Origin of the sequence: Sphingomonas natans (assembly GCF_030546695.1) — a bacterium.
Classification (GTDB): Bacteria; Pseudomonadota; Alphaproteobacteria; order Sphingomonadales; family Sphingomonadaceae; genus Sphingomonas_I; species Sphingomonas_I natans.
The window spans coordinates 256238-269891 of sequence record NZ_JAUOTP010000003.1 but is presented as its reverse complement, the minus strand read 5'-3'; the positions used below and the strand labels follow the sequence as shown (position 1 = coordinate 269891).

At 61.3% G+C, this 13654-nt stretch carries 12 protein-coding genes; 8 read left to right on the top strand and 4 right to left on the bottom strand.

Annotation, left to right across the window (positions count from 1 at the left end):
* Positions 1 to 511 precede the first annotated feature (511 nt).
* A complete protein-coding gene (locus Q4F19_RS08060; protein ID WP_303541408.1) occupies positions 512 to 3691 on the top strand; it encodes a TonB-dependent receptor domain-containing protein in 3180 nt (1059 codons plus the stop codon).
* 257 nt (positions 3692 to 3948) lie between these two features.
* Here Q4F19_RS08060 and Q4F19_RS08055 read toward each other — a convergent pair whose 3' ends face one another.
* Both Q4F19_RS08055 and Q4F19_RS08050 read right to left on the bottom strand, forming a co-directional pair.
* Complete coding sequence (locus Q4F19_RS08055; protein WP_303541957.1) at positions 3949 to 5148, bottom strand: dicarboxylate/amino acid:cation symporter; 1200 nt, start codon at positions 5146 to 5148, stop codon at positions 3949 to 3951.
* Between the two features lie 549 nt (positions 5149 to 5697).
* Positions 5698 to 7488 carry an APC family permease gene (locus Q4F19_RS08050; RefSeq protein WP_431312386.1) on the bottom strand — a complete coding sequence of 597 codons (1791 nt, stop codon included), beginning with the start codon at positions 7486 to 7488 and terminating at the stop codon, positions 5698 to 5700.
* Between Q4F19_RS08050 and Q4F19_RS08045 the strand changes: the two genes are divergently transcribed.
* The gene (locus Q4F19_RS08045) at positions 7402 to 7584 is read left to right on the top strand and encodes a DUF2442 domain-containing protein (RefSeq protein ID WP_431312385.1); all 183 of its coding nucleotides are present in this window, start codon (positions 7402 to 7404) and stop codon (positions 7582 to 7584) included. The two genes, Q4F19_RS08050 and Q4F19_RS08045, sit on opposite strands and share 87 nt — an antisense overlap.
* Positions 7585 to 7885: 301 nt before the next feature.
* Positions 7886 to 8314: a hypothetical protein gene (locus Q4F19_RS08040; protein ID WP_303541406.1), complete on the top strand. Its 429-nt coding sequence runs from the start codon at positions 7886 to 7888 to the stop codon at positions 8312 to 8314.
* Positions 8315 to 8455: 141 nt separating this feature from the next.
* Here the strand turns inward: Q4F19_RS08040 and Q4F19_RS08035 are convergent, their stop codons facing one another.
* Complete coding sequence (locus Q4F19_RS08035) at positions 8456 to 8749, bottom strand: DUF6894 family protein (RefSeq protein ID WP_303541405.1); 294 nt, start codon at positions 8747 to 8749, stop codon at positions 8456 to 8458.
* A 703-nt stretch (positions 8750 to 9452) separates the two neighbouring features.
* On the opposite strand from Q4F19_RS08035, the gene Q4F19_RS08030 reads away from it, so the two are divergent.
* The 3 genes from Q4F19_RS08030 (at position 9453) to Q4F19_RS08020 (ending at position 10513) form a co-directional block, all read left to right on the top strand.
* Positions 9453 to 9632, top strand: coding sequence for a hypothetical protein (locus Q4F19_RS08030; RefSeq protein ID WP_303541404.1), 180 nt, complete (start codon positions 9453 to 9455; stop codon positions 9630 to 9632).
* An 87-nt stretch (positions 9633 to 9719) separates the two neighbouring features.
* Positions 9720 to 10010 (top strand): hypothetical protein, encoded by a 291-nt coding sequence (locus Q4F19_RS08025; protein ID WP_303541403.1) that lies wholly within the window; start codon positions 9720 to 9722, stop codon positions 10008 to 10010.
* An 83-nt stretch (positions 10011 to 10093) separates the two neighbouring features.
* Positions 10094 to 10513, top strand: coding sequence for a hypothetical protein (locus Q4F19_RS08020; protein WP_303541402.1), 420 nt, complete (start codon positions 10094 to 10096; stop codon positions 10511 to 10513).
* Between the two features lie 688 nt (positions 10514 to 11201).
* Here the strand turns inward: Q4F19_RS08020 and Q4F19_RS08015 are convergent.
* Positions 11202 to 11993, bottom strand: coding sequence for a tyrosine-type recombinase/integrase (locus Q4F19_RS08015; RefSeq protein ID WP_341850169.1), 792 nt, complete (start codon positions 11991 to 11993; stop codon positions 11202 to 11204).
* Between the two features lie 18 nt (positions 11994 to 12011).
* On the opposite strand from Q4F19_RS08015, the gene Q4F19_RS21395 reads away from it, so the two are divergent.
* Both Q4F19_RS21395 and Q4F19_RS08010 read left to right on the top strand, forming a co-directional pair.
* Positions 12012 to 12458 (top strand): hypothetical protein, encoded by a 447-nt coding sequence (locus tag Q4F19_RS21395; protein WP_341850168.1) that lies wholly within the window; start codon positions 12012 to 12014, stop codon positions 12456 to 12458.
* 84 nt (positions 12459 to 12542) lie between these two features.
* Positions 12543 to 13583 (top strand): hypothetical protein, encoded by a 1041-nt coding sequence (locus Q4F19_RS08010; protein ID WP_303541401.1) that lies wholly within the window; start codon positions 12543 to 12545, stop codon positions 13581 to 13583.
* The last annotated feature ends 71 nt before the right edge of the window (positions 13584 to 13654 follow it).

Here is a 13654-nt window from a genome sequence, read left to right as displayed (position 1 = left end):
AGGGAGCGCGCCAAACGTCGACATTTGGGTCAACCCCGCGACGTTAAAGGGGAGGTTGGGCTGGCCAGCAGCGGCGTCTTATCGAGAGAGCTCGCTGGTCGCGCAAATGTATTGAGCGTCCGAGGTTGCCACCTAATCGCGCACCAACGACGGTCTTGGCCGCATCACAAATTACCTGAAAAATACCCCAACCGCTCGGATAGATAAGATAAGAATGTTGAAGTGCTGGGCTGGTCAGAATGACGATCCAGGAAGATACTGCCCAATTCGATCGCCACGCGATAAAATGATTCGCATACGAAACGAGGTCGTTTCCAGTGCGTAATTAAGCCGGAAAACTATCGAAAGCGGGATGTTTCCGCAATGTTAACTGTGCCTTGGCGGTGACACTATTAATCAATAGTGCCTCATCGAAACGTGAATGCTACATTAACGTTTGTGCGCCGGTAGGCGCGCGGGGAGAATGCGCCATCAGCGCAGCTCCGTTGCGCGTCAGGTTTGGTGAGACCAAATGCCCAAAACCCCCCTCCTCGCCGCGAGCGCGCTCGTAGGCACGCTGGCTCTATTTCCTCCCGTTGCTGGTGCACAAACGGCCACGGCGGGCGCTGATACGCCGCCCGTCGGCTCGTCGCCCAGTATCCCGGGAACTGCTCCGTCCAGGGCCAGCGCCGATGAAAGCGGTGCCGAAAGCACGGCAATCGTCGTGACAGGATCGCGTATCCGGCGCCCGAATCTAGAGTCCGGCGCGCCCATCACGACCGTGAGCGGTGCCGAACTCTTTCAGACGGGCAAGGTCTCAGTCGGTGACATTTTGAATGAGCTGCCGCAGCTCGCCACCACCTTCAGTCAACAGCAATCGACGCGTTTTTTAGGGACGCGCGGCCTCAATCTTATCGATCTCCGTAACCTCGGCACGGCGCGGACTCTCGTCCTCGTCAACGGGCGTCGTCATGTCGCGGGCGACGTGCTGAACAGTGGCGTCTCGCCGGACATCAACACGCTTCCCACGGACCTGATCGAGAGCGTCGACGTCGTTACCGGCTATGGCTCGGCTGTGTATGGGTCGGATGCAATTGCCGGCGCTGTAAACTTTAAGCTCAAGCAGGATTATCAAGGCGTCCAGGTGCGTGGCCAATCCGGCCTCAGCCAGTATGGCGACGGCAGCAATCAATATGTCTCGGCGTTAGCCGGCACGAATTTTTCCGACGGCCGCGGTAACATCGCCGTCAACTTGGAATATGCACGTCAAGGCAAGTTTTTCGCGTCGGGGCGCCCTAAACTGAACCGAGCGGACGGACTGGTGGTTGTAGACGCCGACACCGGGGCGAGCTCGGACGCCACGGCTGACCGCGTATTTCTGCGTGACATCCGCTCCACGACGATCTCGCTCGGAGGTCTGTATTCCGTCGCCAGCCCGGGCGGCGCTTGCGGTCGCGATGGTACTGGCGCTGCTTACAACTGCGTATACTTCTTTCAGCCCGATGGGGCTCTCACCCAACAAACCGGTCAGCGCGTCGGCTTGGCGCCAAATGGCAGCTTCCTTGGGGGTAACGGCTATTCTGGCCGTGAGGGCGAACTGCTGGCTCTTTCACCGCGGTTGAGCCGCTATTCGATCAACGCGCTTGGCCATTTCGATGTGTCGGACGCGTTCACACCGTTCTTCGAAGCGAAGTACGTCCGGTCCCAGGCGCAGGGTTCGCAAAGCGGCCCATTCTTCGCCCAGGGGACCACGCTCGGTGATCCCGCAGGAGCGGGCAATCTCAATCGCGAAATGATCCGCCTCGACAACCCTTATCTGACAACGCAGTCGCGTGCGCAGATTACAGCATTGCGCACCGCGGCGGGGCAGACGTCTACGGACGCCACGCGCGTTGCCATTCGCCGAAATTGGCTGGATTTCGGCATTCGTGACGAGCGGATCACGCGCGAAACCTATCGCGGGGTCGCAGGCGTGCGAGGCGGGTTCAACGACGACTGGAATTACGAAGTGTCCGCCAATTACGGCGAGCACCACGAGAAGAACCTGATAATCTCCAACGTCAACGTGCAACGTTACCTGTTGGGCGTCGACACCACCCGCAACGCTGCCGGACAGATCGTTTGCCGCTCGCAGGTCGATCCTGCGGCCGCGATCGCTTATGTTCAGGACGCGGAGGGAAACACTGTCAACCCGTCGCTACTGGCTGCGGACGTGGCGGCGTGCGTTCCTATTAACCCGTTCGGCCAGGGGACGCTCAGTCAAGCCGCGCGCGACTATGTCAACGTTGAGTCACGCGCGAGCGGCAAAATCACCCAGTTCGTTGCCAACGGCTTCGTCTCCGGCGATCTCAGCCAGCTATTCGAGCTGCCCGGCGGCCCGATAGGGTTCTCGATTGGCGGCGAGTATCGGCGCGAGACGTTGAAGTACGAGTTGGATGACCTGACCCAGCAGGGCTACGCCTTCTATAATGCAATCCCGTCGTTCAGCGCGCCTTCGTTCGCCGTAAAAGAAGTGTTCGGAGAACTCCTCGTACCGATCCTGAAGGACAAACCGTTCTTCAAGGAACTAACGATTACGGGCTCGGGCCGCATCTCGGATTACAAAGGAGCCACCGGCACCGTCTACTCTTATGGCGGGCAGCTCGTGTGGCGACCGATCGAAGATATCCGTCTGCGTGGCAGCTACACGCGAGCAATCCGAGCGCCCAATCTGACCGAGCTATATTCAGCGCAGGGGCAAAATTTTGCGCCAGCGCCTAACGATCCCTGCTCGGCGCGCAACTTGAATACCGGATCGCCGACGCGGGCAGCCAATTGCGCCGCCGCGGGTCGGCCTGGCACCTATGACTTTGTCTATACGCAGTCTCTATCCATTCTCTCCGGCGGAAACCCGAATCTTACGGAAGAAACGTCGGACAATTATACGATCGGCGCCGTCGTCACTCCTCGGTTTGCCTCCGGCCTGTCGCTGACAGTCGACTATTTCACCATTACGGTAAACAAGGTGATTTCATCGATTGATGCCCAAACGATCCTGAATAATTGCTACGATGCATCGGACCTCAACAATCCATTCTGCAGCCTCTTCACGCGCGCGGGCGCGACAGGCGGGCCGCAGGGCGAAGTTCCTTTTCAGGTGCTCGAGGACTCCCTGCTCGCCTCGACCTTCAATTTCGCAAAGCTCAAGGCACGCGGCATCGATGCTGAGCTCGCGTACCGGCACACATTCGGCTCCATCACGGCCGGTTTTCGCGCAAACTACACGCGCTTTCTTCAACGTGACGACTTCTTGGATCCGACCGACCCTACGCTTGCGGACCGGATCCTGAGCGAGGCCGGAACGCCCAAGGACCGGCTGACGGCGAATTTGGAAGCGACGCGCGGCAACGTCACGTTCGGATATCAGGTCCGCTGGATCGGCAGGCAGGTTTTTGGCTCCGCCGAGAACACCTATTCGGTGAATGGTGCCGATCCGGAGAATCCGGATTATTCGGATCCACGCTTTTACGGCAACGTCTTCTATCACGACATTCGTGCCGAGCTGGCCGTTACCAATGGCTTCGCAGTGTATGGTGGCGTCGACAATCTGACGGATCGCTTCGGTCCCTTCGGCTCGACGGGGATCGGGGCCAGTTCCGACAATGTCGGCAATACTGGTCTTTTCGAGAACAAAGGCCGATCCTTCTACGCTGGTATCCGCGCCAAGTTTTGATCCTTTGATCCATCAGAGAGCCGGCGCACGCGTCGGCCTCCTGTCGCTGATTGGATAGGCTAAGGCAGGCATGCGCGAAACGGTCGCGGATCAAGCGGGAGCGTCTGGCAGCGGGCGGACTTGCTGGTGAGGCCCTACCACTGTTGGAAAATCGCGCGAGGAACGACGACGTCTATGCGCGCTGGGCGTCTGGCCCCTAGTTGGTGGGGGGCCGGGCGCTAAGGCGCCGCGCGCTTTCAGCCTACGACGGAGCGAGATTAAAACGTAGGACCGGTCGCCCTCTCAGGAGGCGCCCATCGCTCAGCTACCACGGCAGCGGCCATGTCGTTGGTGACATTGCCCAGTGTTCTGAACAGGTCCGGGATCGATTCGATCGCCAGAAGCAATGGGAGCGCCATCACCGGTACGCCAATTGCGATACACACCGGCGCGATTGTTGCGAAGAAAGAGACTTGCGCTGGTAAGCCAACCGCGCCCAGGCTGACTGGAACCGCCACCGCGGCCGCGAGCACCAGCCCACCGACCCCCATCGGAACATGGTAGACGTGCGACAGATATACGGCGACCGCCACGTTTGCAGCCGCGCTCGCCGCCCTAAAAAGCGAAACGGCCATCGGAAGCACGATGCCGGTGGTTTCACGCCGTAGACCAAGGCTCCCGACCGCTTCAATCATGACCGGCAAAGTGGCGAGCGAGGATTGCGTACCGAGCGCTACTGCTTGCGCCGGCATAGCGGCACGTGCGAACTTCAGAGGCGACCTGCTTCCGATCGCTGCGACCCAACCATAAGCGAGGAGTGTCGCCGCGAGGCAACAGGCGGCGACAACCACAACATATTGCCCAAGCGCGCCGAAAACACCGGTGCCGAGCCGGGCTCCTGCGCCAAACGCCAGCGCGGCTATGCCAATCGGTCCTGCTGCCAAGACCCAGCTGACAATCACTAGCATTGCCTCCACCAGTGCGCGCAACGGCTGCAGTAACGCCTCGGCTAATCCCGGCTCTAATCGCGCGGTGGCAAAACCGCAGAATAGGGCGAACACGACCAGCGGTACCATCGCGGTCTCCGCGGCCGCCTTGATGGGATTAGGCGGAATGATTGAGTGATACCATGTCGCCGGTGCGACCACCGCCGCGGGTCCGCCGCCAATGTTCAGGTTGGCGGCCGCGACCGGCCACAGCTGTAACAGACCTTCAGCGAGGAACGCTGCGGACAAGCACGCGGCGGCTAACATCAAAGCGAAGATCGCTAGCGCGCGCGTAGCCGTGCCGCCTGCGGCAGCGCTGCGTGAGGCGGAAGCCACCCCGACTACGAGCAGACCGAAAACAAGCGGCACTACGGTCATTGTTAGCGCGTCGAGCCACAAACTTCCCAGCGGCAGAAGTATTTGCCCTATAGCTTTTTGCGGCGATCCGCTGAGCGTCATGCCGGCTGCCAAGCCTATGGCCAGTCCAGCCAATAGGCGTAGCGGGTGTCCCGCGACCGTGCTCAACGAACCGGGGCCCAACAGTATATGGCCGAAGCCACCAGAACTAAACGCTCCACATAAAGATACGCCAACGTATCGAACTCAACGACTAACATGTCTGGATCGATCGCATTATATCTCAATTGCAACAGGGCTCTCCGTTAAGGACACTCGTGTTTCCTACAGCCGTCGCGAGCGCCGACGATCGTGCTGCCTGTGACGAGAGTAGATCGGCCAGCGGCGCTGTTCGCGCAACGCGTCAGTGCAAGCATTGCATTTATCTACTCCGTCGCTGCAAGAACGCTGCGCTCGACAGCCTGCTCCAGAGAAATTGGAATCTTTTTTTTAAAGGGCTCAGCGAATTTTATTAAGAGAATCCCGAATTCGATCGATGCGATCAACGTCGTGGCCAATTTAGCGAGCTCGTTTTCCGCTAATTTCCGTAAGATTTACGCTGTTTCCTAAGAGGCTGATTCCGATCCGAAGCTATCGCCGACACGATTGCACGCATGAAGGCGCCGCCCGCATCGGCTTGCTTCCTTATCGATTGGAGCTTTTGAGCCCAGAGCGGTGGATCGAATAGGTGAAGTAAATCAGACATGCGCAACCAATCCACAGCGCGAACAGCAGGAAGGTGTCGGCCGGCAAGCTAGCGATCAGATAAAGGCAGAACGCCGCGCTCAGCAACGGAAGCGCCGGAAAGAATGGCACCCGGTAGCCGCGCGGGAGACCGGGCCGTCTGCGGCGAAAGATGATGACTCCTATCGACACGGCCGCGAACGCGATCAGCGTCCCCATGCTGGTTAGGTTGACGAGCACGTCGAGCGGAAAGACGGCCGCGAGCAGCGCCACGCCGGCGGCGACGACCCAAGTGTTCTGGCGCGGCACCTTGCTGATCGGGTCGACCCTGCGGAAGAACGCCGGCAGCAGACCGTCCTGGCTCATCGCGTAGAGGATGCGCGTTTGGCCGTAGAGTACAACCAGCGTCACGCTGAAGATCGACATGGTTGCGCCCAGCGTCAGCAGCAGCGAAGGCCAGCCTAGCCCCGTCAGGTTGCGAAGGATCACGGAGAGCCCAGCCTCCTGTCCTGCGAAACGAGTCCAAGGCTGGGCGCCGATCGCGGCGATCGCGACTAAGATATAAGCGGCAGTCACGATCAGCAGCGAGAAGATGATTGCCAGCGGTAGGTTCCGATGCGGATTGTCCACCTCCTCGCCCGCCGTCGCGACTGCATCGATGCCGATGTAGGAGAAGAAGATCGAGGACGCTGCCGAGCCGATCCCGATCATCCCCTTCGGTGCGAACGGCCGAAAGTTGGTGGCTGAGAAATGCGCCAGCGCGATCACGACGAACATGGCGAGCACGGCAAGCTTCGCGATCACCAACGCGGTGTTGGCTCTGATCGACTCTCTCGCACCGCGTAGAAGCAGAAGCAGGCAGAGCCCGATCAGCGCCACCGCGGGCAGGTTGACGACCCCGCCACTGCCTGGCGGCTTGGCAAGCGCGTCGGGGATGCGCCACCCGATTGTCACCGTCATCAGTTCGTTCAGATATTGGCCCCATCCGACCGCGATCGCGGATGCCGACACGCCGTATTCGAGCAGGAGACACGCGCCGATCAGGAACGCCGCAAGCTCGCCAAGAGTCGCATAGGCGTAAGAGTAAGAGGAGCCTGCCGCCGGGACGGCCGATGCCAGCTCCGCATAGCAGAGCGCGGTCAGCGCAGCCGTAATTCCGGCGATGACGAATGAGATCGTTACCGCAGGCCCAGCCTCAGGCACCGCCGTCGTCAACGCGATAAAGATTCCAGTGCCGATCGTGCCGCCGACACCAAGCATCGTGAGCTGAAAGAGTCCGAAGCTGCGCGCAAGCGGCTCGCTCTCGTGTTCTTCTGGCGCGAAAAATCCGGTCACCGGCTTGCAGCGGACGACGCTTGTCAGCAGCGATCGCATGTCCACGCTATTCGCTCCTGCCGCTTGGAAAACCGAGGGAGCCAGTGCTGTCATGATAGCGGCAGCGCGGCAACAGCCCCGGTGCGGCGCTCGCTTCACGCTGCGCGGGCTGCCCATGTCCGCGAGCATGGCGTGGTCCGGTTGCACGGCGGGATCCATCGCCAAATCCGGCGCGAGGACGCCGTCGCGTTCAATCTTCCAGCGGAGTAGGATGATGGAAGGGTGACGAGCATCCGCGGCGTCCGCTTCGAACGTGACCACCTGATCGTCGATCTGGCCAATGGTCGCGCCCTGTCCGCGCCGCTCTCGCGCTATCCGCGGCGTCATGGCGCTACCATCGACCAGCGCGCCGCGTGGCGGACGGCTGGCGCCGGCCAGGGCATCCACTGGCCCGAGATCGACGAGGACCTGAGCCCGGAAGCGCTCGCGGAGTATGTCCCTGACCGCCGTCAGCTTCTCGGACGCAAGCGTTGACGATCAGATCGCCGATCCCCGAACTCGCCTTTGGAATGCGCACGGACCCTGCCAGTCCTGTCTTAGGCCCGATGTGCTTGCGGGCATCGAAAGGATCGACGGCGTTCCGTCCCAGCTTGATAGCGGACTGGCACGGCCCGGTCAGTGATCGCGCAGGCGTCTAAACGGACGCTTTACGCGGTTAGCGGCTAAAACGCGCTCGAGAAGAAGGTTGCTGCCACTGCTTGCCGCCCGCTTTGAACTCCGACGCAACCGAATCGGCGGCGAGGTATTATCGTAACGTAAACGAGCAGGGACGCACATGACCGATACCGATCCGAACGGACGTCCCCTTCCTCTCGCGACAACGAGCCCCGCCATCGACGCTCCAGTTCCACCGGTCGTTGCGTCCGAAGCTGTGCTGATCAAGCCGGCCTCGACCAGGGAAGTGTTCGGGCGGGGGCTGCTGCTCATTCTCGGCGAAATGGTCCAGCTCGTGCTGGCGTTCGCGCTTGCCCTATATGCGTTGGCCTGCTGCGCCGCCTTGCTTGTGAAGCTGAACGACGCCGTCCACTTCATGGGCGAGAAGTTCGTCACGCCGCGCGTCATCACTGATACGCTCGGCGGGTTTCTAGCGCACTCCGTAGCTTACTTGGTCATCGGCATTCTCGCTGCGATCTTCGCGATCAAGTTGCTCGATCTCGTTGTTCGCGTGCTGCAGCGGCGGGCGCGGCTCGCTGAGCGCGGCTAATCGGCTGCGTGAGACGCAACGAGGGGCATCTATCGGAGCCGGGCTGCCCGGCGCGAGCTCAGCGCTCCAGCTTGGTAACCCCACTCATGGGTAAGCCAGGTTCGCGGCAGTGACGGTAGACGTTCAGAGTGCGATGCTCGCTCACAAGGCAACGTCCCCGCTTCCATTCGGAAGGTGAGCCGCCACGCTTTCATAAGATGCTAGGTTCGGCCTGGGTGCTGCCTCTACACATGCGACGATGATGTACATCTGGTGCCGGCGCAAAGCGTCCTGAATATCAACACGCCATTGACGATGATCAGCATAGCTGGGGTTTTCTTGTAGGTAGCCACCTAAGGTAACGATCGCCCGGTCGCGGGCTTCCTCAACCGTTTCGGCGTCAATCTCGATTTCACGCTGCTCTATGCCATCAAGCTTGATGAAGAACTTAGCCATTTGAGCCCCCAATGCCAGGCTAACGTCCGCCGTAAGAAGGTGCTTGATACAGCCGGACCAAGCCAAGTTTGGCCAACCTGTCGCGATTCGCCTGCATGGCAACGGCGCGTTCCCGATCAGCGTCCTCGCGCTCCGTCTCAAACCGCCGCGCAGCCCTAACGGGAGCCCCCGAGCGTTCCGTTGAGGCCTGATGATCCACATCAACATACTACCCGAGCTTCGGCGCGCACTTCTTAACAAACGATAAGAAATCGCCGCGATTTAGTCCATGGCGCTTATCCCCTCAGCGTGCTGGCTTAGGACACGGCGCAATCCGCCTGCTGTGTCCCGTTCTCGTGAAAGTTCGGGCATTCCTGCGTAGCTGCCAACAGCTCAGGTTCGCGTTCCTAGGTCCAGCCCGGATCGTGTCGCCGTCGACCACGTGAACGGGACCGGACAACACAGGGAAACGTACTTTTAGGATCAGGGGCAGCATCGCGATCCCTCAGCTGTGCTCCCTTAAATGGTACTTTCATCTTGGAGCCAGGGGGCACCCGTGAAGAACCATTCTGTTGGCGAAATCAGTTGCGTCGATCAGCGTCCAGCGAACAGCAGCTCATAATGGAAGCTGTCCTTTGCCATTGGGCTCGTCAATGGCAGAAAGGTGCCGCTTAAAGCGGTGCGGACTGATGGCGGGATTAGCCGAACGAGTTTGTCCCTGCGCATGAACGAGCAGCTGTTTTTGGGGATGAGAAAAGGCGCCATCAACGACCGGGATTGGTGGACGCCCTCGAAGAAAATTGAGCAGCCGGCCCAGGGCATTCGACTTTCGTCTAATACGATGCCACGTTTCACCGATCGCTTACGTTTCGAACGGATGCGGCGGTATGTCGAGTCATTATGACATCTGTGCGGTCCCCGACCACGGCCTTATCCGACTGACGATGGGCGGTTTTTCAGCCCTGCTGAAATCGAAAAGCTAAGCCTCAGCATGGCCGAGGCGGTCGCGGGTCTGGGTTGCTTGCCCAATCAACATCTCACGATCTGCGACATCCGCGGCATGGCAATTCAGAGCCAGGAAGCAGTAGGTCGTTTCTCCCAGCTCGTAGGAACCGAGAAGGTACGCTCACGCAAGCTCGCCTTCGTCACGACGAAGTCGCTAGCGCGCATACAAGCACGCCGCCTGACAGACCGGCGTGAGGTGGAGTTTTTCGATACGATTGTGGCCGCAGAGGTATGGCTCGGCGTCAGTTCGGCATCGCCGCCGGGCGGCGCTGCCTAATAAACATCGCTGGCCACGCTGAAATACAGCATCGCCATGCATCCCTGGACAATGCGCACGGTTGGCCGAATGTCGTCTGGTCGATGCGTACCATGTGGCACACCCCGAGTGCGGTGATCGGCGCTGCCCAGTATGAGTGCATAGTGAGATGGGGGTCGAAAGCCGTCATCGCCGGGCGCGTAACGGCGTATTTCATCGGCTTCGTCGATCCTCCCTGCCGTCACCTCACGGTCAGTAGTGAGAACCAGCCGGGCGCGATCGATCTGGCCGCAGACCAAACTCTCCGCACGCAGGATTTCTCAAATCTGTCCTCGTCGGTGCGCCCGAAACGCCGCCTGATTGCCGCCGTCACGAGCGAGATAAGATTCGACGGGATCGGCGATCAGGTTGAACGGACGCATAAGTTCGACGCGGCTATCCTCATCCTCGATTGCCGGGTGCAACTCGAGAACCTCGTCACGTGGCGCCGGCAACGGCATCGCACCCGTTTTGCAAGCGCATAGAAGGAAGTTTGAGACTCTATCAGCGAAGGGTGCATGACTTCCCCCTGTTTCAAAGCAGCCATCTCTCGAAGACATCGAGCGCTCTGAAATAGCAACGGCGCCGCGGAGTGCGCGTCGCTGAGCAGGACGTATGTTGAGTTATCAGCAAGACTCGCTACGATCTGTTAGTCGCGACCCTGGTCGCGGCTTTCTGCGAATGACTCCCCTGCCCGCCGATCTAGGTCGGCGGGCCTTCTTCATCATCTTGCGGAACTTCATGCGGCCATGAGCGTTTTTGTTGGGCGAGGTCGACTCCTCCCCTGCGATCTCGTTAGAGTCCCGTCGCCGACCTCCCCCCAGATGAAGCGGCGGGGCTCCTATCCGCCCTTGGACCGACGCTTAGTCGGTCTCGCAGTTGGCAGGCACAGGTCGCATAGCGGGCCTTTACCCCGATCTGGCTTGAACCGAGTGATTGAAACCCATGCTCGGGCCGGGCAATCTGGCACGCTGCCGGCGCACTCGGCTTTCGCCTAGCGATCGTCGCGGATTTCCTTGATGATAAGCCGGACAGGACATTGGTTGGTCGCGCAAGATCCGCCGAGACCCTTTGGGTGGTAGGCTGCCCGCCAGCTTCGGTCGGCGATTCTCTTTGGCCAGGCTGGCAGCGCCTGACCTGGCTGCCCGCTTGAGGACGAGAGCCTGCGCGAGCTCATGTGCCCGCAGGATCGGCCAGCCGCCGGGCCAAACGTGCACTCGAACCGCTTTTTGCGGCCAGCCGTGCACCGTAGCGCATCACCGTCTTCGGATCGCGCCAACGATAGGCCTGCATGATGGCGGGAAGGCTTTCCCCTGCCGCAAAATTATCTTGCGCAACGCCCACTCTGATCGAGTGGCTCGAGGCTCCTGCAATCCACCGCTGAACCTCAGCCTCGGTCGTCGCTCCAAGGAGCTTCTTGTCGAAGGCTTGTCGGATCAGCCGCTTGTAGATGAGCGTGACCGAGTTCGGGTGGAGGGGTCCCTCGCCTACCCGCCTGACCGCGCCGTCGAAATATGTCTCCACCCGCCGGAACAGCGCACCCCCGCTGATCCGCGCTTCCCGCTGCCATTCGGCTATCGCCTGCATCGTGCCAGGCGAGAGATAAGCATAAGCGCCTTCGCGATCGCGGTCGGTCTTGCTGCTGGCAATGAATAGCGCGCCTGATCCGTCCCCGTCGGGACCTTCCACATCGGCCACCCTGATCGCCACCAGCTCGGACCGTCGGCAGCCGCTGTCATAGGCGACGCTCAGCAAAGCCCGATCCCGCGCGCCGAGCATGTCCTTCCGCGTCGCCTTGAGCAAAGCGAACAGGCTCACACCGGTCGCCGGATCGCTCAGGTCGACGACATCGCCTTTGTAACGAAGCCCCCGTGCCTGCCGCTGGCGCGTGCCCAGCTGCTTACGGGCGGCCTTGTGCTCGAGCCTGACCAGCGATGCGTCGGTCGGATCGTCGCGCTCGGCCATCCGGTACGCCCACCCGATATGGACCAGATACCGGGCGATCGTCGCGGCCGCACGGCGCTTTACTCGGCGCGCTGGCGCGATATCGTCATCCTGCCCCGAAAGCGCTCTGATGAACGCAGCGACGGTCGACGCTGTGGCATCGAGCGTGCGGACACCCGAGCGCCGACACCATTCATCCCACACGTTGAGGTCGGAGAGGAAGGCCCGGACGGTGTTCGCGGACCATGCGCGGGCGGCCGCAGCAACGATCTCGGGATCGACCAGCTGCCGGTGTGGCGCGAGCATGCGCACCTCGCCGACGATTGCCTCCAGCGCCGACGCAGAGCCAAGCCGGACAGCGCGACGATCAGCCACCATGCTGGCTCTCCGCGCGCGCTCGATATCCATCTCGACCGTCGTCCGCCACGCTGCGCTTCCCTTCGCGTCCGCTCCGCCGCCGCCATACCCACGAGACGGCCTAAATGATAGGATGTTGATAACCGTCCATTATCAACACTGACGGCTACCTTATGGTAGACGCTACTAGCTTCTTCGGGCTATGTTTTGGCCATGGCACGCCCGCTTCCAGACCTTTCTGCACCTGATTGGACGCCGAAGCTCGCGACCACGCTCGAACGTGCCGCCGGCGCAATAGCGCGATTAGATGCCCGTTTATCAGTGACTTCGGTCAGATCGCCGTGGGCATTGCGCGCATCATGGAGCGGCTTTGCCGCCGCGCTGCGCTTGCAAGGCGCCGAAATTGATGAAATCGACATTTTCGGCCGGGCATGCGGCGTTTCTCTGCCGGCGAGACCCTCGATCCGCACAACGTTCGACGAACTTGATGACCTCGCGCCATGGCAGGCAGCGCTCCGTGAACGCGCCGAGCGCCACTGGCGCGACGATGCGCCTTTCTCCACCGTCGTCGCAGCGGATTGGCGCGACCGCCCCGTTCTTCTGCAAGCCCTGGAAATCGCAGCCCGGCATGCGCGCGCGGATCGGTCGATCGCGCCTTGGCTCGCCTTCCCGATCCTTCTGCGAACGCTCGGTCTCAGCCGGGCCCCCCTTCCCTGCCTGGTCGTCGGCGACCGGGCGTTCAGGCTGGCGCCACGGGACACGGACGCGATCGTGCCACGCTATCTTCGCGCGATCGCCGAGGCCGCCGACAACGGGCTGGTCCGCCTTCAGGCCCTTGAGGATGATCGAGTTCGCGCAGCAGCGGCGGTCCATGCGGCCCACCGGCCCGGCCAATTACTGACACTCATGGCGCTGTTGCAATTCCGCCCCGCGATCAGCCCGCGGGGCGCAGCGGCGGCGCTGAGGCTCAGCCTGTCGGGCGCGGGGAAGCTTCTTTCGCGATCCGCCGAATTGGGACTCGTGGTGGAGATTTCCGGTCGGCAGGCGTGGCGGACCTATCTTGCGCCAGATCTCGCGGTCACTTTCGGCTTCCGAAGCCGCGCTGCCGGAAGGCCCCCCTCCCCTCCCCGCGTGTCGGCATTGCTCGAGCCGACCCTCGCTGCATTCGATGCCGAGATGGCGGCACTCGATGCAACCTTGGCTCGCCTCGGTCTGCCCGTGCCCGCCGTCCCGCTCGATGCGGCCGACGCCTGAGCATCGAACGCGAAAAAAAGGCCGCCCGCGGGCGGCCTTGCAAAGGTGGGAGAGGATGCCTGAAAGGCCCA